Origin of the sequence: Microbacterium helvum (assembly GCF_014779795.1) — a bacterium.
Lineage (GTDB): Bacteria > Actinomycetota > Actinomycetes > Actinomycetales > Microbacteriaceae > Microbacterium > Microbacterium helvum.
Map to the genome: position 1 here is coordinate 527176 of NZ_JACXZS010000001.1, position 21950 is coordinate 549125.

Here is a 21950-nt window from a genome sequence, read left to right on the forward strand (position 1 = left end):
GGCCGGGTCCGATGGGCGGCTCACCACGTTTCGTCTCGCTCCGCTCGCTCAACGACCAGTCCTGGTCGTTGAGCGAAGCGAGGAACGAGCGCAGACGAAACGTCGCAAGACGCTCTCGAGAACCGACCCGCGGAAGAGGTGGCGTCAGGCGGGGATGATCTCCAGGGTGCTCGAGACCGGCAGGTCCCACGCCGAAGGCCCCGCGGCCAGCGTGTACGTGCCGGGCTGCACGCGCAGTGCGCCCCGATGCAGCCAGTCGTCCACGGCCCCGGGAAGCCGCACCGCGTCGTCCCACACCGCGAGACGATCGACGCCGAACGACAGCTCGACATCGCGGGTCTCGCCCGGTGCGAGGCGCACGCGCGCGTACGCGACCAGCAGGCGCCGTGGCGTCGGCAGACCGAGATCCCTCGGCGGCAGCGCGTACAGCTGCACGAGCTCTTCGGCATCCCGCTCCCCCGTGTTGGCGACGCGCACCGTCGCCCGCACCGCGTCATCGCCCGCGCGCGGCGCGAAGCCCGCATGCCGGTGCGTCGGCGCAGGCGCCGGCACGACGGCATCCCGAACCGTCACGGACTCGTACGACACCGACGAGTACGTCAGGCCGTGGCCGAACGCGAAGGCGGGGGCGTCGGACTGGTGGCGGTAGGTGGCGCCCTGCCGCAGGGTGTCGTAGTCGAACAGGTCGCCGGGCTGCTGTTCGGTCGCGGGCCAGCTCTGTGACAGGCGTCCAGCGGGCTCGCGGTCGCCCGAGAGCACGTCGATCACGCCGTGGCCGAGTTCCTGCCCGCCGTGGCTCGACCACACGACGGTGTCGGCGGCGGCCGCGCCGTCGAGCACGTAGGGGTAGCTCGACACGATGGTCAGCACCGTGCGGGGGTTGGCCTCACGCGCCACGCGCCAGATCTCGGTCCACGCCGACGGCAGCCGCAGGTGCGGGCGATCCTCGGTCTCGCGGCCGTTCAGGTGCGGGTCGTTGCCGACCGCGACGATGACGGCGTCCGCCCGCGCGGCGGCCTCGGCGACGGCCTCGGCGCCCGAGCGCACGACGCGCACCCCGAAGCGCTCCGCCTTGTCGAGCGTGACGGCCTCTGCCGCCAGCAGGCCCGAGTCCCGGAACGTGCGCACCCAGCGCCCCGAGCCGAGGTGCAGCAGCGACACGGTGCCGTCCGCGTGATGGTGCGCGCGGAAGCTCTCCTGCACGACCCACTCCCCCACGCGCGTGGCGTCCGCCCGCATCGGCCAGTGCCCGCCCGTCAGCAGCAGCCCGCTGGCGTGCGAGCGGAGAGTGAGGATGCCGTCGCCCCAGTCGGTCATGTCGAACAGCGCGTCCTCGGCCACCGTCTCGCCCGAGGCCTCTACCGTCGACCCGTCCGCGGATGCCGTGACGTACCGCCCCGACGAGACCGCGCGCAGCGCGACGGTGTCGGCGCCGGTGACGACCTCGGCCTCGTCGTAGCGCTCGGCGGCGGCTGCGCCGATGCCGACGGCGTACGGCGGGGTGCCCGCGTACCAGTCGGTGAGCACGAGGTCGGCGAGAGGGCCGACGACGGCGACGCGCGAGCTGTCGGTCAGCGGCAGCACGCCCGCGTCGTTCCGCAGCACGACGACCGAGCGCACCACCGCCTCACGCGCGAGCTCGCGCGCCGCCGGCGCGTCGATCGCGTCGGCGGGGATGCCGCCGTACGGGTCGGCGTCGCCGTCGAACTCGCCTGTCCGGATCCGCAGCTCCAGCAGACGCAGGACTGCCTGGTCGACGTCGTCGGTGGTCATGAGGCCTGCGGCGAGCGCCTCGGTCACGAACTCGATCGTGGGCGCCGAGGTCGCGTCGTTGTCGGTGAACGAGTCGAGACCAGCGCGCACCAGCGCCGCCGCGGCATGGACGTGGTCGGGTTCCTGACGCTGCGTCGTCACGAGGAACGACGGGGCGCCGGCATCCGACACGACCGCGATCGACTCGTCGGACCATGACCGCGCCTCGGCGACGAGCTCGGGCTGCGTGTGGGCGGCCGTGCCGTTGACACGGTTGTAGGCGAGCATGATGCCGCCCGCGACGCCCGCCTCGATCGCACCGCGGAACGCCGGCAGCTCTTCTTCGTGCAGTGTGCGCAGCGACATCTCGGACGAGGTGACAGAGCGATCGGTCTCGTTGTTGTACGCGAGGAAGTGCTTGAGCGCCGGCACCGTGCGCCACACGCGATCGTGATCGCCGCGCAGGCCCCTCGAGTACGCGGTGCCGAACACCGCCGTCACGTGCGGGTCTTCGGAGTACCCCTCCTCGTTGCGCCCCCAGCCCGGGTGGCGCAGCGTGTTGACGACCGGCGCCCACACGTTGAGGCTCACGAGCGGGTTCTCGGCGTGCTTGGCGCGCACCTCGACGGCGGCGACCTCGCCGACGCGGCGCACGAGGTCCTCGTCCCACGTGGCGGCGAGCCCCACCGGCTGCGGGAACACCGTGGCGCGCCCGAGCCACGCGGCGCCGTGCAGCGCCTCGCAGCCGGTGTGCCATTCGGCCAGTCCCAGCCGCTCTATGGCCGGCGCGACCTGGTGCAGCATCGCGATGCGCTCCTCGGGCGTCAGCCGGTCGAGCAGGTCGCGCGAGCGCTCGGCGAGCGGCCGGTCGACCTGCCGGAACACCGGGACCCCGGTCTCGTCGGTCATCGTGCCGCCCCCTCGACCTCGAGCTGGAGGGAGAGGGTGGATGCCTCGCCCCTGACGATCCGGTCGCCCACCTGCAGCGCCCACGCCGAGCGCGCGTCGTCCGAGATCGCGGTGATCATGCCGCCCTCACGGAGGACACGGAACGACGTCGACGGCGAACCGTCGTGGCCCGGCACCGTGGTGACGGCGTCGTAGCCGTCCGGCAGCGCGAAGCACCGGAGCGTCACCCCGTCCGCCCAGTCGTAGTCCGGGCGGCTGTCGTCGGCGCCGAACGGCAGCACCGTCCCGGGGCGCACGCGCAGCGGCACCGAGTCGTAGCCGTGGGTCTCGGTGATCCAGCGGCGGCCGCCCACGACCGAGCCGTCGATCAGCGACGTCCACTCCCCCTCGGGCACGTAGTACTCGACCGTGCCGTCGGCGGTGAACACCGGCGCGACCAGCAGGGCGTCGCCGAGCATGTACTGCGTGTCGGCGTCGAAGCCGGACCGGTCGCCCGGGAACTCCAGCACCATCGGACGCATCATGGGCGTGCCGTCGGTGTGGGCCTGCTCGGCCGCCCCGGCGAGGTACGGCATCAGGCGCATCTTGAGCTTGGTGAACTCGCGGGCGACGTCGACCGCCTCATCGTCGAACGCCCACGGCACGCGCACCGTCGACGAGCCGTGCAGGCGCGAGTGCGACGACAGCAGGCCGAACGCCAGCCAGCGCTTGAACAGCCCTGGATCGGGTGTGCCCTCGAAGCCGCCGATGTCGTGGCTCCAGTAGCCGAAGCCCGACATCGCGAGCGACAGGCCGCCGCGCAGCGACTCGGCCATCGACAGGAACGTCGAGTCGCTGTCGCCGCCCCAGTGCACGGGGAACTGCTGCGAGCCGGCAGTCGCCGAGCGCGCGAACACGACCGCGTTGCCCACGCCCTTGTGCCGCTCCAGCGCCCGGAACACCACTTCGTTGTACAGCTTGGCGTAGTAGTTGTGCATGCGCTGCGGGTCGGATCCGTCGTGCCACACCACGCCGTCGACCGGGATCCGCTCGCCGAAGTCCGTCTTGAACGTGTCGACGCCCTGATCGAGCAGTCCCTCGAGCTTGCCGACGTACCAGTCCGCGGCCTGCGGGTTGGTGAAGTCGACGAGGCCCATGCCGGCCTGCCACATGTCCCACTGCCACACAGAGCCGGCGGTGTGCCCGGGGCCGTCGGTGCGCCTGAGCAGATAGCCGGCGTCGGCGGCCTCGCGGAACAGCGCCGAGCGCTGCGCGATGTACGGGTTGATCCACACCGACACGTGCACGTCGCGCTCGTGCATGCGCGCGATCTGGCCCACCGGGTCGTGGAAGGCGCGGGAGTCCCACTCGAAGTCGGTCCACTGGTACTCGCGCATCCAGAAGCAGTCGTAGTGGAACACCGACAGCGGGATGTCGCGCTCGGCCATGCCGTCCACGAACGCGCTCACGGTGTCTTCGTCGTAGCTGGCGGTGAACGACGTGGTCAACCAGAGCCCGAACGACCACGCGGGGACGCGGGCGGGACGGCCGGTCAGCTCGGTGTAGCGGCGCAGCACGTCCTTCGGCTCGGGACCGTCGATCACGTAGTAGTCCAGCGACTCGCCCTCGACCGAGAACTGCACGCGCGAGTTGACCTCGCTGCCGAGCTCGAACGACACGTTGCCGGGGTTGTCGACGAACACGCCGTATCCGCGGCTCGTGACGTAGAACGGCACGTTCTTGTACGACTGCTCGCTGGAGGTGCCGCCGTCGGCGTTCCACGTGTCGACGGTCTGGCCGTTCTTGACGAACGCGCCGAAGCGCTCGCCCAGACCGTAGACCCGCTCGCCCGGCTCGATCGTGAGCTGCTGGTGCACCCACGTCGGGTCGACCGGCGTACGGAGCTGTCCCGTCCCGGTGATGTGCCCGACCGAGCGCGGCAGCGACGTGGTGAGCACCCGGTCGCCGCTGACGAACTCGACGCGCCAGGGCCCGGTGCGAGCGACCCGCACGCTGAGCGATCCCGCCTCGAGCACGCCCCACTCGTCCTCGAGCCGCAGCGTCGGACGGAACCCGTCGGCGCCGCGGATCTCGAAGTCCGGTCCGCGGTGCACCTCTCCGGCGTGGCGCACGACGTGCACTTTGACGACCCCGGGTGCCGGCGCTGAGAAGACCACTGTCAGCATCGGCCGGTTGAGCGTGTCGCCGCGGTCGCGGATCGCCGCGGTCGGGGCGTACACGCTCATCGTGCCGGCTGCCCCGTCGAGGCGGATGTCGTCGACCTCGACGGCGTAGAGCGGGGTGAGCGAGGGCCTGGTGAGCCAGTAGCCGTCGGTGAACTTCACTGTGCGTGCCTTTCGATGAGCACCATGGCGGCGCCGGGTGCCAGGGCGACCTGGCCGTCGACGTCCGCGTCCGACAAGAGATCCCGCCGGGCTCCGGGCACCGTCACGCGCCCGGTCGTCCGACCGTGGTTGAGAAGAAAGAGGGCCTCGCCGCGCTGCACGGCCTCCACGCCGTCGGGCAGGACGCGATCAGGCGTCGCGCCCGCGATCCCGGCCGCGTCGAGCGCGTCGTCCAGGACCGCGCCGAGCGCGTCGTCCGACACGACCGCGCCCAGGTACCAGGCGGTGCCCGCGCCGGCGCGACGGCGCGTGATCGCGGGGGCGCCGTCGAGGTGTCCGCCGTCGAACCGTGCCAGCACCTCGGCGCCGTCGGCGCGGAGCCGCTCGCCCAGCACGCCGGCCTCCAGCGCGACCGCCGGCACCGTCGTCCACGCCGCCTCGGCGGTCAGCGCGGTGGGCTCGTCCGGCAGGCCCACCCACTCCTCACCGCTCACTCCGACGAGTTCGCGCAGCAGCACGGGCGAGCGGCCCTGCAGGATGGCGGCGTTGCGGTCGGCGACCCCGGAGAACGGGCCGACGACCAGGCTCGCACCGGCCTCGACGGCGGCACGGAGGGCGGTGGCGGCATCCACCTCCACGATGTACGAGTGCGGTACCAGCACGGCACGGTACGCGGAGAGGTCCACCCCCGGGCGCACGAGGTCGACCGCGATGCCCCGGCGCCACAGCGCGCGGTGCCAGCGGCGCACCTGGTCGAGCGTCTGCAGGCGGGTGGTGGGGCGTCCGGGCTCTTCGCCGGCCCACCACGATTCCCAGTCGAACAGGACGGCGACGGATGCTGCCACCCGCGCGCCGCTGACCGGCCGCAGCCTGCGCAGGTCGGCGCCGAGCGCCACCGCGGAGCGGAACACCTCGGTGTCGGCGCCGGCGTGCGGAAGCAGGGCGGAGTGGAAGCGCTCGGCGCCCGTGCGCGCCTGACGCCACTGGAAGAAGCAGATCGCGTCAGCTCCCCGGGCGACGGCCTGCAGCGAGTCCAGCCGGAGACGGTCGGGCGACTTGGGCAGGTTGTGCGGACGCCACGACGTGGCGCTCGCCGCCTGTTCCATGAGCACCCACGGCCGCCCGCCGCCGAGCGAGCGCATGAGGTCCTGGATCAGGGCGATGTCGCTCGACGCGGTCGGCTCCGCGTGGTCGGGGTACTGGTCGTCGGCGATGACATCGACATCTTCGGCCCACGACCACAGGTCGGTGAGCGGCTCGAAACCCATGAAGTTCGTGGTGACCGGCTGCGTCGCGCCGGCGGCCCGGATCGCGTCGCGCTGCTCGGTGAACACGCGCTGCAGCGCGAAGGACGTGTACCGCCGGAAGTCGAGCGACTGCGCCGGGTTCACGAGGTACGGCATGCGCCGCGGCGGCAGGATCTCGTCGAAGTCGCGATACCGCTGCGCCCACACGAGTGTGCCCCACGCGTCGTTGAGCGCCTCGATGGTGCCGTAGCGCTCGCGCAGCCACAGCCGGAATTCGCGCGCCGCCTCGGGCCCGAAGTCGATCTGCCCGAACTCGTTGCCGACGTGCCACATGCGCACGGCAGGGTGGTCGCGGTACCGCTGTGCGAGATCTGTCGCGATCGCGAGCGCGTAGTCACGATATACGCGGGATGCCGGCGTGAACTGGTTGCGCGAGCCCGCGACGAGCGCCACGCCGTCGGGGTTCAGCGGCAGTGTCTCGGGGTGCAGGACGCCCATCCACGGCGGCGGCGAGGCAGTCGGCGTCGCGAGGTCCACGGCGATGCCGTGCGCGTGCAGCAGGTCGAGAACCTCGTCGAGCCACGCGAAGTCGCGCTCGCCCGGGCTCGGCTCGATGCGCGCCCAGCTGAACACGCCGACCGTGACGAGGTTCACGCCCGCGCGGACCATGAGCTCGACGTCCTCGCGCCACACCTCGGGCGACCACTGCTCGGGGTTGTAGTCGCCGCCGAAGCAGATGCCGAGCTCGGCCGTGAGCGGAGCGAGCGCGTCGGAGCGACGCGGGATCGGTGTGCTGACCATGGAGCGGGGAACCTCTTCGCTGAGTTTCGGTCGAGGGCGGGGTCTTCTGAAGCGGATCGGAAGAGTCTGAGCTACTTTCGAAGCGCTTCAACACCGAGACGATATACTAAGGGTGTGACGATGTCCACGCGCCGCGATGATGCGGCCATGCCGGAGCCCTCCGAGGCACTGCACGAGCTTCGCGCGTCGTCGCCGGCAGCGCAGTGGCTCGACGCCTACCCGATCGGCAACGGCCGGCGCGGCGCCATGTGCGCGGGCCTCGCCGGCGGTGACCGCCTGTGGCTGAACGACATCGAGGCGTGGTCGGGACGCGCCGGCGCCGCCCCGCTCGACGGCGTCGCGGTTCGCGGCGCGGGTGCCCTGGATGCCGCACGCGAAGCACTCGACGCGGGCGATCTCGACGGCGCGGAAGCGCTTCTGCAACGCATGCAGGCCCCGTGGGTGCAGGCGTACCTTCCGCTCGGGTGGGTGGATGTGGACGTGGAGTCCCCGGTCGATCGCCCGGTCGTCTCACCGGTCGTTGAGCGACCAGAGGGAGGACCTGAGGTTTCGCGCCGCCTGGATCTGCGCACCGGAGTCGCCACGCACGAGTACCTGCTCGACGGGGTCGCGGTACGGCACCGCACATGGGCAGACCTCGTGACGGGCGCGATCATGCACGAGATCACCGCCGACGCACCGGTGCAGGCACGCGTGACCGTCGGTTCGCTGCTGCGCGCGAAGGCCGCGGCACACGCGCGCGACGGCGCCCTCGCGACCGAATGGTGGTTCCCTGTCGACGTCGCCCCCGGTCACGAGCAGCCCGACGAGCCGATCCGCTACGACGAGGCGTACGGGCGCCACGGCGCCGTGGTCGTGCGCGCGCTGGGCGTCGCCGACGTCGTCGGCGACGCCCTCGTGTCGGCACCGGCCTCCGCGCACCTGTTCGCCATCGCGACAGCCGCCGCCCCCTCGCTCCCCGGCGACGCCGACCCCGGCACGGGAGCGATCGAGCGCGCCGCGGCGCTGGCGGGAGGCATCCACTCATCCGATCCTGAGGAACTGCGCTCCGCACACGAAGCCGCGCACCGCGCACTCTACGATCGGTGCACGCTCGAGCTGCCCGGGCTCGACGGCGACCTCGACACGGCCGAGCGCGTGCAGCGCGCGCAGCTGCACGACGATCCGGCGCTCGCGGCGCTGGTGTTCCATTACGGCCGTTACCTGCTGATGGCATCGTCGCAGCCGGGCGGGCTCCCCGCGACGCTGCAGGGCCTGTGGAACGCCGAGCTGCCCGGCCCGTGGTCGAGCGCGTACACGACGAACATCAACCTGCAGATGGCCTACTGGCCCGCCGAGACGACAGGCCTCGCCGAATGCCACGAGCCGCTGCTGCGGTTCACGCGGCGGCTGTCCGAGACGACCGGCCCCGTCGTGGCCGGTGAGCTGTACGGCGCCGACGGCTGGGTGGCCCACCACAACTCCGATGCGTGGGCGTTCGCGGCTCCCGTCGGCGCCGGGCACGGCGACCCGGCGTGGGCGAACTGGGCGCTCGGCGGAGTGTGGCTCGCGCTGCACCTGTGGGATCACTACGCGTACGGGCGCGACCTCGCCTACCTGCGCGACGAGGCCTGGCCCGTGCTCGCGTCGACGGCGGCGTTCGCGCTGTCGTGGATCCAGGGCGATGACGAGGGCGCCTGGACCAGCCCGTCGACCTCGCCCGAGAACCACTACCTCGACGCCGACGGCCGCGAGCGCGGCGTCGCGGTGACGGCGACCATGGACGTCGCGCTGCTGCGCGAGCTCGCCGAGGTGTGCGGCCGCGCCGCCGAAGCGCTCGGCATCGACGTCGACCGCGACGAGCTGTGGGTCGCCGAGCTCGCGGCGCGCACCGCGGCGCTCCCCGACCCCCGCGTGTCGTCGCGCGGCGACCTGCTCGAGTGGGACCGCGAGCGCCCCGAGGCCGAGCCGCTGCACCGTCACCTTTCGCATCTGGTCGGACTGTTCCCGTACGCGCAGATCACGCCCGGGGCGACGCCCGAGCTCGCGCGTGCGGCATCCGAGTCCATCCGCCTGCGCGGTCCTGAATCCACCGGTTGGGCCCTCGCGTGGCGTGCGGCGATGCAGGCGCGGCTCGGCGACGGCGCCGCCGTGCACGAGCACGTGCGCATGGCGCTGCGTCCCGCCGAGGAGGCGGGCGGCGGGCACCGCGGCGGCCTCTACGCGAACCTCTTCAGCGCGCACCCGCCGTTCCAGATCGACGGCAACCTCGGGCTGACCGCGGCGATCGCCGAGGCGCTCGTGCAGTCCTTCGACGAGGATCCGGATGCCGGCGGCACCGGCGCCGTGCGCCTGCTGCTGCTGCCCGCACTGCCGCCGCAGTGGCCGGACGGATCGGTGCGCGGCATCCGCGCACGCGGCGATGTGTCGGTCGACCTGGAGTGGGCCGGCGGACGACTCGTGAGCGCCTGTCTTCGTACGGGCGCGCGAGCGGCGACAATGAATGTGTACGGGCCGGACGGTCCGCTCGGCACCTGCGATCTCGCGCCCGGCGCGACGCAGGTGCTCGACCTAGCAGGATGGGGAACCTCATGGTGACGATCGCGGACGTCGCGCAGGCAGCAGGGGTGTCGATCTCGACCGTGTCGTACGTCATGAGCGGCAAGCGCGCCATCTCGCAGGAGACGCGCGACCGCGTGGAGAAGGCGATCGACAACCTGGGGTTCAGCCCCCACGCGGGCGCCCGCTCGCTGGCTTCGCGCTCGACCAACGTCATCGGCCTGCAGGCGCCGCTGCGCACCGGCGTCGACGTCCACGTCGTGATGCAGATCGTCACCGGCGTCGTCACGCAGGCGCGCAAGCACGGCTACGACATCCTGCTGCTCGCGAGCGATGACTCCAAGGCACTGCAGCGCGCCGCGAAGGGCTCGATGGTGGACGCGCTGCTGGTCATGGACGTCGAATCCGACGACCCCCGCATCGACACCCTGTCGGGGCTCGACCATCCCAGCGTGCTGATCGGCCTGCCACAGGGGCGCCGCGCGATCCCGTGCGTCGACTTCGACTTCGAGGCCGCCGGCTGGCTGGCCGTCGACCGGCTGGTCGCGCTGGGCCACCGTCGCCTGGCCCTGATCGGCTCGCCGCTGGAGGTCATGGCCCGGCACACGTCGTACGCCGACCGGCTCGCACGCGGCTTCCTCGCCGCGTGCGAGGCGAACGGCGTCGTCGGCACAGTCCACGCGTGCCCGAGCACGGTCGAGGCCGTGTCGACGGTGGCCGACGTGATGACCGAGGACCCCACGATCACCGGATTCTTCGTCCACAACGAGGGCGCGCTCCCCCACGTCGCGGCGACGATCGCGCAGCGCGGCCGCCAGCGCGGCGACGAGCTCGCCATCCTCGCCCTGTGCCCCGACGACGTCGCACGCTCGGTGCCCGGTCTCGCCGACAGCATCGCCGTGCCCGCCGAGGCCATCGGCGCCGCGGCGACCGACATGATCTGCGAGATCCTCGCGAACGGCACGAAGCCCGCCGTCCGGCTGCTGCCGCCCGCCCTCACCGGGGACGCCACCGCCTCCTGACCCCCGACGGGAACCCGCCATGCGCATCGACCCCGAAAGCCGCGCGCTGAGCGGCCTCACGACGTTCCTGACGTTCGTCGCACTGAACCTGCTGTACCTCCTGCTGTGCATCCCGATCGCGACGATCGGGGCGGCCACGAGCGCGCTGTACGAAGTGACGATCCGCTACTCCGACGACGAGAGCGGGCACCCGCTCAAGGACTTCCTCCCGGCGTTCCGGGCGAACTTCGGGCGCGCGACCGTCGTCATGCTGTGCCTGCTGGCTCCGGCGGTGCTGCTCGGCTACAGCAGCGTGTTCTGGTTCGCGATGCCCACGATTCTCGGCGGCGTCGCCGGCATCGTGGCGGTCCTCGGCGCCGCGTACCTGTTCGCCGCGTTCCTGTACGGCATGGCGCAGGTCGCATACTTCCAGGGCAAGGTGCGCCAGACGGTCAAGAACGCCCTGCTGCTGCCCGCCGCCGAACCGGTGCGCACCCTCGGGGTGCTCCTCATCCCCGTGACGCTGATCGCGCTGACGATCCTCTTCCCGCCGTTCGGCTTCATCGTGCTGACGGTCGGCTTCTCGGTCGGCGCCTACGCGACGGCATTCCTCTTCCGCAGCGTCTTCGGCCGCCACGAGTCCTGATCCCCTCCGCGTCGGCTCGGGATGCCGCCACCCCGGGTCGGGCGGCGGTCGCGGCATCCCCCGCCCCACCGCCGGCCGGCGGTCGCAGCATCCCCCGCTCCACCGCCGGCCGGCGGTCGCAGCATCCCCCGCTCCACCGCCGTTCATCCGTCACAGATGTACGCAGAACCCGGGTAACCGCGTACATCTGTGACGGATGAACCTTGGGGCGGGGCGAGGAGCGTGGCGGGCGGGGTGCGCAGACGAACGGAAGGGCTCGGGATGCCTCATCCCGAGCCCTTCGTGTCAGACAGGTGTCAGTCGAACGCCTTCGTCACGGCGATGCGTGCGTCGTTCTGCGACTTGGCGTTGTCCATGTCGAAGTCGAGCACCTTGTCGTACCCGAGGCCGTCGGCCGTCGAGATGAGCTCGTCTCGGAGCGACTCGAACTGCGCCTCGTTCTCGGCGAAGACCATCTGCCACGAGTACTGCTTGATGATCTCCTTGACCTGGTTGCGCAGCGCCTCGATGTCGGACGGGTCGGCCGGCGCCGCATAGCTCGCACCCGGCGCGACCATCAGCTGGTCGTTCGCGGTCAGGTACTCCATCGTCGACGTGGCGTCGCCCATCTTCGACGACCAGTCCTCGGTCAGGGGGTTGGCGATCTTGGCCTGGTAGGTCGGCCAGAACGTGTAGCTGTACGGGTAGCCGGTCTCGGTGTCGACCTCCTTGGGGAGCACCGCGCTGAGGTTCAGCGCCGAGACGCCGTCCTCATACTTGCCGCCGCCCCATTCCTCGGGCACGGTCGCGCCGCCGCCGAGGAACTGCTGGTAGCCGAACTCGGTGAGCTCGGGCTCACCCGCGTCGTTGACGTCCCATGTCAGGCCCTGCGGCCCCGCCGTGCCGCCGGTCTGCGCGCTGCTCGCGTACGCGCCCTCGGGCGAGTACAGCCAGTCGACGAACGCGGCGATGCGCTCGGGGTCCTCGGCCTTGGAGCCGATCGCGAAGACCTGCTTGCCGCCGTACGCCTCGGCGCCGTACGAGAAGATGTCCTGATCCTTCAGCGGCACCATCTCGAAGCCCTTGCCGGCCTGCATGTTGGGGTCGGTGTTGAAGGCCGACTGCCCCAGCCACGGCCACCACGAGAACAGCACCTGACCGTTCTGCATCTTCGAGAACAGGGTGTCGTAGTTCTGCGTCGTCGACTCGGGGTCGACCAGGCCCAGCTGGTTCGCGTCGAAGTACAGCTTGAGGTTGCGCATGTACTCGCCGTCGGGGTCGAGGATGCTCTGGTAGTCCGAGCCGTCGGCCTTGGCCAGCACGAAGCCGATCTCGTCGTAGCCGTAGTAGGTCGCCGGCTGCTTCGCCGTGACCATCATGTTGCCGTCCCAGTCCTTGAACAGCGAGAAGCCGTAGGTGGGCTGCCCGTTGTCGGCCGTCGGGTGCGCGGTCTGCATCTGCTTGAGGATCGGAAGGAGATCCTCGAGGGTGCCGACCTCGGGGTAGCCGAGCTCTTTGTAGTAGTCCCAGCGCATGTAGGCGCCGAACGTGGGATCCAGTCCCTCCGACGGCTCGGTCGGCTTGAGCGTCGACAGCGCCGACGGGAACCCGTAGACGCCGTCCTTGCCGTCGTTGAGGTGCTGCACCGCGGTGTCGTAGGTCTCGAGGTTCTTCATCGCCGGGTAGTAGTCCGACGCGTCGGACACCAGACCGCCCTCGATGAGCTCGTCGAGCTTCTGGCCCTTGTCGGTGATGATCAGGTCGCCGAGGTCGCCGGCCGCGACGCGCGTGTTGTAGAGGGTGTCACCGCCGCCCGCGACGTTCGGCGCGATGATGTTCAGCTTCATGTTGAACTTGTCTTCGACGATCTTGGCGAACCAGCCCTGCTGGACGCCCATGTAGTTCGCCAGGCCGTCGAACACGTCGATCGTGATCTCTTTGTCCCACTTGTCGGGGAACTCCGAGATCGCACCCTTGGACCCGTTGCCGCCGCCGGCACTGCACGAGGCGAGCGATCCCGCGGCGAGCAGTGCCACGAGCGCCAGGGACACCTTCTTTCGCAGCTTCATTGCTTTCCTTTCTTGGTGGTGCGTGAGGCCGTCAACCCTTGACGGCGCCCAGCATGATGCCCTTCACGAAGAAGCGCTGGAACAGGGGGTAGATGAAGATGATGGGCAGCACCACGAGCACCGAGACGGTCATGCGTATCGATGTCGGCGTCTGGGTGGTGGCCACGTTCGCGATCTGCCCGAGGTTGCCGCCGGCGTTCTGGGCGGCCTGCGCGAGGCTCGACGCCTGGTTGATGAACATGTAGAGCAGGTACTGCAGCGTGTACAGGCTCTGGTCCGTGATGTAGATCAGGGTGTCCTGGAAGCTGTTCCACTGCGTCACGGCGCTGAAGATCGCGATCGTCGCGAGGATCGGCGTCATGTTCGGCAGGTAGACCTTGAAGAACACCTGCAGGATGTTGGCGCCGTCCATCTCGGCCGCCTCCTGCAGCTCTTTCGGCATCGACTCGACGTACGTCTTGGCGAGGATGACGTTGAACGGCTGCACCACGAACGGCAGCACGTAGACCCAGAAGTTGTTGGTGAGGCCCAGCGTCTTCATGATGATGAACACCGGGATCAGACCCGCGCTGAAGTACATCGTGATGATGAGGAAGCGGTACCAGAACTTGCGGCCCCACATCCGGGTCTGCGTGAACATGAAACCGAGGAACCCGGATGCCAGCACTGTCAGGGTCGTGCCGAGCACGGTGCGGCCGACGCTGACGACCGTCGCGAGCGGCAGCCCCGGCAGCTGGAACACCTGCGCGTAGTTCGACAGGTGGAACCCGATCGGCCACAGCCGCACGTCGCCCAGCGCCGAGATGTCGTTCGCGCTGACCGAGTTGATGATCAGGTAGTAGAAGGGGTACGCGCACAGCACCGCGAACACCGCGAACAGCAGGTAGTTCGCGCCCCGGAACACGGTGTCGCCGATCGAGCCGCGGTAGCGCGCAGAGGTGTCGCCGCGCTTGGCGGTCGTGAGGGTCTTCGTCATGGTCATGGCAGCAGCCCCTCAGACGATCGATTCGCCGCGGACGCGCTTGGAGACCGCGTTGACGGTGAGCAGGAGGGCGACCGAGATGATGCTCTTGAGCATGCCGATCGCGGTGGCCATCGACAGGCTGTTGCCCGTCATGCCGATGTTGTAGACGTACAGGTCGAGCACCTGGATCCACTGTTTGTTGAAGGCGTTCTGGAACACGTAGTACTGCTCCATGCCGTTGTTGAGGATGTTGGCGATCGACAGCAGCAGCAGCACGAGGTAGGTCGGCATGAGCTGCGGCAGCGTGATGTACCGCATCAGCTGGAAGCGCCCGGCCCCGTCGATGCGGGCGGACTCGTACAGCGACTGGTCGATGCCGGCGATCGCGGCGAGGTAGATGATCGCGCCCCAGCCGAGCCCCTTCCAGATGCTCCAGAGCGTCATGGTGATCCACACGTTCTGGTCGGTGTCGAGGAACTTGACGGGCGTCGTGATGAGACCCGAGTCCATCAGCACGTCGTTGACCAGACCCGAGCTGGAGAACAGCGAGAAGGCGATCATGTAGACGAGCACCCACGAGATGAAGTTCGGGAGCGACGTGAGCGTCTGCACCGAGTTGCGGAACCACGGTGCCTTGATCTCGTTGAGGAAGATCGCGAAGAACAGCGGCAGGATCGACGTCGCGATGCCGAGGAAGCTGATCGCGAGGGTGTTCATCAGCACCTGCCCGATCTGCGCCATCTGCGTCGGCGAGCTCACGAGCATCTCGAACCACTGCAGACCGACGAACTCGCTGCCTTCGAGGCCGAGCGCCGGCTTGTAGTCGTACAGCGAGTAGATCCAGCCGTACAGCGGCAGGTACGAGAAGAGGAACGCGAGGACGAGGAACGGAAGGATGCAGAGGAACAGGGTGAACGACGTCCGGCTGCCCGCTGGCTTCAGTCGTCGACCGCGCGGCTTTCTGCTGTTCTTCTCGAGGTTGCGGACCGCCGCCTCCTGGATGACGGTCTGCGACTGCGCCTGCGTCGTCATCGAACCGTGCCTCCGGCTGCGGCGAACGGCCGGGCGACCGGTGTGGCGACCGCGGGGATCACCGTCGGGTGAGCATGACGTCGTTCCATGTCACTCCTTCGTGTACGTGGCTGCCGCTCTCTCGATGCCCGTTGGGGGCCGAGCGGACTGCGAGATCAGTGTCGAACCGCTTCGATGTCGAACCGCTTCGATTGAAGAGTAGGGGCGCCGGGCTCATTTCGTCAAATGCTTTCTCGTAACGCGCGGATAACGATGGGAGCGCTCTCTGGGGCCGACTGCGCGAATGGAAAGCGCCTACCATGGCGACATGAAGCGCATCGGCATCCGCGATGTCGCCGAGCGGGCCGGCGTCTCGATCAGCACCGTGTCGAACGCCCTCAACCGACCCCATCTCGTCAGCGCACGACTGGTCGACCGCGTGCGCTCCGCCGCCGACCAGCTCGGGTACGTGCCGCTGCAGGCGGCCCAGCAGCTGCGCGCCGGGCGCTCGGGCCTGCTGGGCATGACCGTCATCAACATCGCCAACCCGTTCTTCGCCGACATGGTCGCCGGCGCCGAGGACGCCGCCTCCGCGGCGGGCCTGCGGATCCTCGTCGGCAACTCCAGCGACGACGTCGCCAAAGAGCGCGACCACCTCGAGCTCTTCGAGCGCGTGCAGGTCGAGGGGGCGCTGGTGAGCCCGTTCGGCCCCCTGGAGCCATGGCTGCAGCGACTGCGAGGCCGCGGCATCCCGGTCGTCCTCGTCGACGCGGTCGACGACACCGGCGAGCTGCCCTCGGTGTCGTTCGACGACGTCGCCGGCGGCCGGCTCGCCGCCGAGCATCTGATCTCGACCGGCCGTCGCCGGCTCGCTTTCGTGGGCGCCCGCGAAGAGGTGCGCCAGGTGCGTGAGCGTCTTCACGGCGCACAGCAGGCGGTCGCCGCCCACCCCGGCACGACGCTCGAGCCGATCTGGACGAGCCGCACGACCTCTGAGCTGGGCCTCGCCTTCGGCGCGCAGCTGGCCGCACGCTCCCCCGCCGACCGTCCCGACGGCATCGTCACCTCGAACGACCACCTCGCGATCGGCCTGGTGCACGGACTCATCTCGCGCGGGGTGCGCGTGCCGGACGACGTCGCGGTGGTCGGCTACGACGACATCGAGTTCGCCGCGATCGCCGGCGTGCCGCTGACCTCGGTCCGCCAGCCCGCACGCGAGATGGGCCGCACCGCCGCCGAGATCCTCCTCGCGCGCATCGCGGGGACGGCAGGCGCCGACCTCGGCAACGTGGTCTATCAGCCCGAGCTGGTCGTCCGGGCCTCGACCGGCGGCTGAACCCACGGCGGTGGCTCAGCTGACCAGCTGCGAGCCTCGGGCAGGCTGGTCGCCGTCGCGCCGCTCGATCGCTCGCAGCGAGCGCCCGACGAAGGCCGCGATGCGCCGCGCCCCCTCCTCGCGGAAGTGCGTGTCGTCCGTCAGCCCATCGGGCCACCCCGGATGCTCGCCGGGTGCGAAATGCGAGAGCAGAGAAGTGGATGCCGCGGGCCCGCGATCCTCGTAGAGCCAGGTCGTGAACACGGTGAGGTCGATGAGCGGCACGTCGAGCTCGTGCGCCAGGTCGCGCACCGCGTTGGGATAGTCGCCGTGGGTCGGCGTGACGCGGTCGCCCTCGAACCAGCGCCGTTCAGCTGAGGTGCACAGCACCGCCGTCGCGCCGCGCCCGCGGGCGTCTTCGACCATGCCGCGCAGTCGTGCAATGTAGCCGCCGCGCGCGTCGAGCTCCGGGCGCTTCTGGTCGTTGTGTCCGAACTGGATGACGACGGTGTCGCCGGGCTCGACTCCCTGCAGCAGGCGCTCCCAGGATCCGTCGGCGAGGAAGGACTCCGTCGTCGCACCGCCGTAGGCGAGGTTGCGCACCGGCGCCTCGACGACCGGCTCGATGTACGAGCCCCATCCGGTGAGGGGCAGCTCTTCGGGTTTCGCAGGGGCGACGGTCGAATCGCCTGCCAGGTGGTACGTCATGGGGAGACCTTTCACGCACGGGATGCGGCATCCCATAGCATTGACATCATGACGCAGAAAGCGTTTACCGGCGCCATTCGCGTCATCGGAATCGCTCAGAACCCCCGTCCCGGCCGCTCAGTGCTGAAGCTGCTGGCCCGTCGACCCGGTCGCATGATCCTCGCGGTGCTCGCGTTCGCGTGCAAAGAGATCCCGCTGTGGTTCCTGCCGGTCGTGACGGCGAAGATCATCGACCTCGTGGCCACCGGCGGCGAGGTGTCGACCGTGCTGATCTGGTTCGGCGTCGCGGCCGTGCTGCTGATCCAGAACTACCCGATGCACATGGTGTACATCCGCAACTTCATGCGGGTCGTGCGCGACACCGGCGCGGACCTGCGCAACGCGCTCGCGGCGCGGCTGCAGAGCCTGTCGATCGGCTACCACACCCGCGTGAGCTCGTCGATCGTGCAGACCAAGGTGGTCCGCGATGTCGAGAACGTCGAGCTGATGCTGCAGCAGGTGACCCACCCGCTGCTGTCGTCGACCATGGTGCTCGTCGGCGCGATCGTCATGACCGCGATCTCGGTGCCGCAGTTCCTGCCTGTGTACGCGCTGGCGGTGCCGATCGCCCTGGTGCTGCGCAGCAGCCTCAGCCGCCGCTCGCGCGCCCGCAACGAGGTGTTCCGCCGCGAAGTGGAGGGATTCGCCGCCCGCGTCGGCGAGATGGCCTCGCTGATCCCGGTGACCCGTGCGCACGGCCTGGAGCGCACCGCGGTCTCGCGGGTGCAGGCCGGCGCCGACGGCGTGCGCCGCGCCGGCTACGAGCTCGATCTGCTGAACGGCCACGTCGCATCGATCTCGTGGGTGGCGATGCAGCTGCTGGGGCTGTGCTGCCTCGTGCTCGCCGCCGTCTTCGCCCTCACCGGCATCCTCCCCATCACCCCCGGCGAGGTGGTCCTCCTGTCGTCGTACTTCACGCTGCTGACGCAGGGCCTGACGAATCTGCTCATGCTCATCCCGGTGGGTGCGCGCGGCCTGGAGTCGATGCGGTCGATCTCGGAGGTGCTGCAGGAGCCCGACCTCGAGCTCAACGAGGGCAAGCGGCCGGTCGCGCACGTGGGCGGACACCTCCAGCTGCAGCACGTGACCCAGCGGTACGCGGGCGCGGACCGCGATGCCGTGCACGATGTGTCGCTCGACATCGAGCCGGGCGAGACCGTCGCCTTCGTCGGCTCGTCGGGGTCGGGCAAGTCCACGATGCTCAACCTCGTGCTCGGGTTCGTGCGACCGACGTCGGGGCGCATCCTGCTCGACGGTGAAGACATGCAGGAGCTCGACCTGCGCACCGTGCGCCAGTCGGTGTCGGTCGTCCCGCAGGAGTCGGTGCTCTTCGAGGGCACGATCCGCGAGAACATCGCGTACGGTCTCGACGACGTGTCGGAGGAGCGGCTGCGCGCGGCGCTGAGCGACGCCAACGCGGCAGAGTTCGTCGACACGCTGCCCGACGGCTGGGACACCGTCGTCGGCGAGCGCGGCGCTCGCCTGTCGGGCGGTCAGCGCCAGCGTCTGGCGATCGCCCGCGCGCTCGTGCGCGACCCGCGCATCCTGCTGCTCGACGAGGCCACCTCGGCCCTCGACCCCGAGTCCGAAGAGCTGGTGAAAGAGGCGCTCAACCGCCTCATGAAGGGACGCACCACGCTCGTCGTCGCCCATCGGCTGTCGACGATCCGCCAGGCCGACCGCATCATCGTGCTCGAGCACGGCGAGGTCGTCGAGATCGGCAGCCACGATGCGCTGCTCGCCGCGAACGGACGCTACGCCCACCTGCACGCCACGCAGGCCGGGCTGCCGCGCTGACCGCGGCCGCCGGCATCCCTCCCTTCCCGCCAGGGACTTCGCGGGACGTCGAAGTCTGGTCGCGAATAGGGCAAATGCCCGATGCCGGGTGCGCGGAGCGGTCGTACCGTGTGCGCAGGCGCCGGACGAAGCGCCGCAGAAGGCGCGTCGCCCGCTCGACGAGCCCGATCGAGGAGGTCGTGCCATGCGATTGACAGCTCTGACGACAGTGGCGATCTCTGCGCTGCTGGTCATCGGGACCGCGGTGCCCGCTCATGCGGATTCGACCGTGCTCGAGAACACCCAGGCGAGCAACGCCCGCGCCTCGTGCACGCCGGCCGGCTGGGCCGACGGCCCCCGCAGGGGCCAGTCGTTCACGGCCCCGGTCTCGGGCCGGCTCACCGAGGTGGGCTTCCACGCGCAGAACGTGGCGCGGACCACGACGGTGTCGGTCGCCCAGGGCGTCGGCCCCGCCCGCGTAGAGCTCACATCCCAGCCGATCACGTTCCCCGGCACGCCGACTCCCGACCTGACCTCGATCACGCTCGCATCGCCCGTCGACGTCGTGGCGGGCCAGCAGTACTCCGTCATCGTCGCCGACATCTCGTGCGGCCCGGGGACGACGCTGGAGACCAGCTTCTACATCGCCCACGGCACGCCGTTCGCGGGCGGCGACATGCTCATCGGCGACGGAGTGCCCCTGAGCAGCGAGGACCTCTGGGTCCGGTTCGTGATCGAGTCGGTGATCGTCGATACGACCTCGCCGACCATCACCGCGACGACTTCGCCGGCCGCGAACGCCGCCGGCTGGAACAACACCCCCGTCCAGGTGACGTTCGCCTGCGAGGACGACACGGCCCTCGCTTCCTGTGGTCCGGATGCCACGCTGGGTGAGGGCGCCGGGCAGAGCGTCACCGGGATCGCGGTGGACGAGTCCGGCAACGCGGCGCAGCGCGTCGTGTCGGGCATCAACGTCGATCTGACGCCGCCCGTGGTCTCGCTCGCGGGTGGGCCCGCCGACGGGGTGACCTACGCGGCAGGCTCCGTCCCGCCGCCGCCCGACTGCATCGCCGAAGACGCCCTGTCGGGGGCCACGGAGTGCACGATCGCCGGCTATGCGACCACTTCCGGCACCCACACCGTCACGGCGACGGCCAGGGACGCGGCCGGCAACACGGCGACCGCCGCCGCGACGTACACCGTGACGTCGCTGACCGTCCGCGGGTTCTTCGCCCCCGTCGACATGAACGGCGTCGTCAACGTCGCGAAGGGCGGATCCACCGTTCCACTGAAGTTCGAGGTCTTCGACGGAGCCGTCGAACTGACCGATCCCGCCGTGGTGACGTCGTTCATCCAGACACCCGTCTCGTGCGAGGACTGGGGGGCGAGCACGGCGGACCCGATCGAGGTCACCACCACCGGAGGGACGAGCCTGCGCTACGACGCGGCGGCGGGACGTTTCGTGCAGAACTGGAAGACCCCCGCCGGACAGGTGGGGTGCTACCTGGTGACGATGACGGTCTGGGGCGGCTCGACGGTGACGGCGGTGTTCCGGTTGAAGTAGCGGCGGGATAGCGCTTTCCGCGCGAAACGCCTACGCTGGGGAGTGGATGCCGGGCGCCCGGCATCCACTTCCCACAACCCGACTCGCACCGGGAGCACCCGTGACCGACACCCTCCGCTGTGCCATCGTGGGCACCGGTTCGATCGCCCACTTGCACGCCGCGGCCGTCGCCGTCTACCCGCACGCGGAACTCATCGCCGCGACCGACCTGTCGCGCGCATCGGCCGACGCGTTCGCCGAGCGCCACGGCGTGCCGGCGGTCTACGACGACCTCGACAGCCTGCTCGCGGCCGAGCACCCCGACGTCGTGCTCATCTGCACCCCTCCCGGCGCGCATCCGGCGCAGACGCTCGCAGCCTTCGCGGCCGGCGCCCATGTCATCGTCGAGAAGCCCCCGGCACCGTCGCTGGACGAACTGCGGCAGATGACCGAGGCGGCCGCGGCGGCGGGGCGCGAACTGGCTGTGGTGTTCCAGCAGCGCACCGGCACCGCCGCCGCGCACGTCAAGCGCCTGCTGGACTCGCGCGCGCTGGGGCGGCCGCTCGTCGCCCAGTGCCAGACCCTCTGGTACCGCGGTGCGGATTACTTCGCCGTGCCGTGGCGCGGCAAGTGGGCGACGGAGGGCGGCGGCACGACGCTCGGGCACGCGATCCACCAGATCGACCTGCTGGCCTTCCTGCTCGGCGACTGGACCCGCGTCGAGGGACGCCTCTGGCGCCTGGACCGCGAGACCCAGACCGAGGACGTGTCGACGGCCACCATCGTGTTCGAGGGCGGCGTCGTGGCGCAGATGGTGTCGAGCACCCTGTCGCCGCGCGAGGTCAGCACCCTGCGCATCGACACCGAGAAGGCCACGATCACCGTCGACCACCTGTACGGCCACGGTCACGAGAACTGGCGCATCACGCCCGCCGCGCACGTAGACGCGGCCGAGGCCGCGTCGTGGGCGCTGCCCGAGGCCGAGGAGCCCAGCGGGCACGAGCCCCTGCTCCGCGACGTGTTCGACGCGCTGCGCAGCGGCGCGCCGCTGCCGCCGGTGGCGGACTCCCCCGCACGGTCGATCGAGATCGTCGCGGCGGTCTACGCGTCGGCGGATGCCGACGGCGCCGTCGTCACGCCCGCCGACCTCGCCACGCATCCGACGCATCGCAAGAGCTTCGCGAGCGCCGTCATCGACCTGCGCCCGCAGAGTTAGTCGCCCGCGCGCTCAGGTGGCGCATAGCGCGGCATCCACCCACGCGAAGCGACACTGTGCGCCACCCGAACACCGACGCGGACGCACCCTCCGCCTTCAGGTGGCGCATAGC

General features: G+C 70.4%; 14 protein-coding genes. 7 read left to right on the plus strand and 7 right to left on the minus strand.

From position 1 onward, the window contains the following. Positions 1-144 precede the first annotated feature (144 nt). From IF188_RS02390 to IF188_RS02400, 3 genes are read right to left on the minus strand one after another with little or no spacing between them, the layout of a single operon-like run. Complete coding sequence (locus tag IF188_RS02390) at positions 145-2661, minus strand: glycoside hydrolase family 3 C-terminal domain-containing protein (protein ID WP_191170157.1); 2517 nt, start codon at positions 2659-2661, stop codon at positions 145-147. Further along, positions 2658-4985 (minus strand): alpha-xylosidase, encoded by a 2328-nt coding sequence (yicI, locus tag IF188_RS02395; protein WP_191170158.1) that lies wholly within the window; start codon positions 4983-4985, stop codon positions 2658-2660. Before yicI ends, IF188_RS02390 begins: the two co-directional genes overlap by 4 nt. Further along, positions 4982-7033, minus strand: coding sequence for a beta-galactosidase (locus IF188_RS02400; protein WP_191170159.1), 2052 nt, complete (start codon positions 7031-7033; stop codon positions 4982-4984). The genes yicI and IF188_RS02400 overlap by 4 nt, the downstream gene beginning before the upstream one ends. 147 nt (positions 7034-7180) lie before the next feature. Between IF188_RS02400 and IF188_RS02405 the strand changes: the two genes are divergently transcribed. Genes IF188_RS02405 through IF188_RS02415 form a run of 3 tightly spaced genes read left to right on the plus strand, consistent with a single transcriptional unit; the run spans position 7181 to position 11218 of the window. Beyond that, complete coding sequence (locus IF188_RS02405; protein ID WP_224751290.1) at positions 7181-9610, plus strand: glycosyl hydrolase family 95 catalytic domain-containing protein; 2430 nt, start codon at positions 7181-7183, stop codon at positions 9608-9610. Beyond that, the gene (locus tag IF188_RS02410) at positions 9604-10593 is read left to right on the plus strand and encodes a LacI family DNA-binding transcriptional regulator (RefSeq protein WP_191170161.1); all 990 of its coding nucleotides are present in this window, start codon (positions 9604-9606) and stop codon (positions 10591-10593) included. Before IF188_RS02405 ends, IF188_RS02410 begins: the two co-directional genes overlap by 7 nt. Before the next feature lie 19 nt (positions 10594-10612). Beyond that, positions 10613-11218 carry a YesL family protein gene (locus tag IF188_RS02415; RefSeq protein ID WP_191170162.1) on the plus strand — a complete coding sequence of 202 codons (606 nt, stop codon included), beginning with the start codon at positions 10613-10615 and terminating at the stop codon, positions 11216-11218. A gap of 296 nt (positions 11219-11514) precedes the next feature. Here the strand turns inward: IF188_RS02415 and IF188_RS02420 are convergent, their stop codons facing one another. Genes IF188_RS02420 through IF188_RS02430 form a run of 3 tightly spaced genes read right to left on the minus strand, consistent with a single transcriptional unit; the run spans position 11515 to position 15262 of the window. Further along, positions 11515-13266, minus strand: coding sequence for a type 2 periplasmic-binding domain-containing protein (locus IF188_RS02420; protein WP_191170163.1), 1752 nt, complete (start codon positions 13264-13266; stop codon positions 11515-11517). 31 nt (positions 13267-13297) lie between these two features. Then, entirely contained in the window at positions 13298-14248 is a 951-nt protein-coding gene (locus IF188_RS02425) for a carbohydrate ABC transporter permease (protein WP_191170164.1), read from the minus strand. 12 nt (positions 14249-14260) lie between these two features. Continuing rightward, positions 14261-15262: an ABC transporter permease gene (locus IF188_RS02430; RefSeq protein ID WP_191170165.1), complete on the minus strand. Its 1002-nt coding sequence runs from the start codon at positions 15260-15262 to the stop codon at positions 14261-14263. A 307-nt stretch (positions 15263-15569) separates the two neighbouring features. On the opposite strand from IF188_RS02430, the gene IF188_RS02435 reads away from it, so the two are divergent. Next, on the plus strand, positions 15570-16577 hold the full coding sequence (locus IF188_RS02435; RefSeq protein ID WP_191170166.1) for a LacI family DNA-binding transcriptional regulator: 1008 nt from the start codon (positions 15570-15572) through the stop codon (positions 16575-16577). Between the two features lie 15 nt (positions 16578-16592). Here the strand turns inward: IF188_RS02435 and IF188_RS02440 are convergent, their stop codons facing one another. Further along, on the minus strand, positions 16593-17264 hold the full coding sequence (locus IF188_RS02440) for a rhamnogalacturonan acetylesterase (RefSeq protein WP_191170167.1): 672 nt from the start codon (positions 17262-17264) through the stop codon (positions 16593-16595). A gap of 48 nt (positions 17265-17312) precedes the next feature. Between IF188_RS02440 and IF188_RS02445 the strand changes: the two genes are divergently transcribed. The 3 genes from IF188_RS02445 (at position 17313) to IF188_RS02455 (ending at position 21838) form a co-directional block, all read left to right on the plus strand. Next, complete coding sequence (locus tag IF188_RS02445) at positions 17313-19100, plus strand: ABC transporter ATP-binding protein (protein ID WP_191170168.1); 1788 nt, start codon at positions 17313-17315, stop codon at positions 19098-19100. 184 nt (positions 19101-19284) lie between these two features. Continuing rightward, the gene (locus IF188_RS02450) at positions 19285-20643 is read left to right on the plus strand and encodes a PxKF domain-containing protein (RefSeq protein WP_191170169.1); all 1359 of its coding nucleotides are present in this window, start codon (positions 19285-19287) and stop codon (positions 20641-20643) included. A 100-nt stretch (positions 20644-20743) separates the two neighbouring features. Next, on the plus strand, positions 20744-21838 hold the full coding sequence (locus IF188_RS02455; RefSeq protein WP_191170170.1) for a Gfo/Idh/MocA family protein: 1095 nt from the start codon (positions 20744-20746) through the stop codon (positions 21836-21838). Positions 21839-21950 lie beyond the last annotated feature (112 nt).

Excerpts from the sequence above, each read along its gene's own strand:
- IF188_RS02445 (WP_191170168.1), top strand. The coding sequence starts at position 17,313 with ATGACGCAGAAAGCGTTTACCGGCGCCATTCGCGTCATCGGAATCGCT.
- IF188_RS02405 (WP_224751290.1), top strand. The coding sequence starts at position 7,181 with ATGCCGGAGCCCTCCGAGGCACTGCACGAGCTTCGCGCGTCGTCGCCG.
- IF188_RS02435 (WP_191170166.1), top strand. The coding sequence starts at position 15,570 with ATGAAGCGCATCGGCATCCGCGATGTCGCCGAGCGGGCCGGCGTCTCG.
- IF188_RS02415 (WP_191170162.1), top strand. The coding sequence starts at position 10,613 with ATGCGCATCGACCCCGAAAGCCGCGCGCTGAGCGGCCTCACGACGTTC.
- IF188_RS02430 (WP_191170165.1), bottom strand. The coding sequence starts at position 15,262 with ATGACGACGCAGGCGCAGTCGCAGACCGTCATCCAGGAGGCGGCGGTC.
- IF188_RS02390 (WP_191170157.1), bottom strand. The coding sequence starts at position 2,661 with ATGACCGACGAGACCGGGGTCCCGGTGTTCCGGCAGGTCGACCGGCCG.
- IF188_RS02425 (WP_191170164.1), bottom strand. The coding sequence starts at position 14,248 with ATGACCATGACGAAGACCCTCACGACCGCCAAGCGCGGCGACACCTCT.
- IF188_RS02450 (WP_191170169.1), top strand. The coding sequence starts at position 19,285 with ATGCGATTGACAGCTCTGACGACAGTGGCGATCTCTGCGCTGCTGGTC.
- IF188_RS02410 (WP_191170161.1), top strand. The coding sequence starts at position 9,604 with ATGGTGACGATCGCGGACGTCGCGCAGGCAGCAGGGGTGTCGATCTCG.
- IF188_RS02420 (WP_191170163.1), bottom strand. The coding sequence starts at position 13,266 with ATGAAGCTGCGAAAGAAGGTGTCCCTGGCGCTCGTGGCACTGCTCGCC.
- IF188_RS02440 (WP_191170167.1), bottom strand. The coding sequence starts at position 17,264 with ATGACGTACCACCTGGCAGGCGATTCGACCGTCGCCCCTGCGAAACCC.
- IF188_RS02400 (WP_191170159.1), bottom strand. The coding sequence starts at position 7,033 with ATGGTCAGCACACCGATCCCGCGTCGCTCCGACGCGCTCGCTCCGCTC.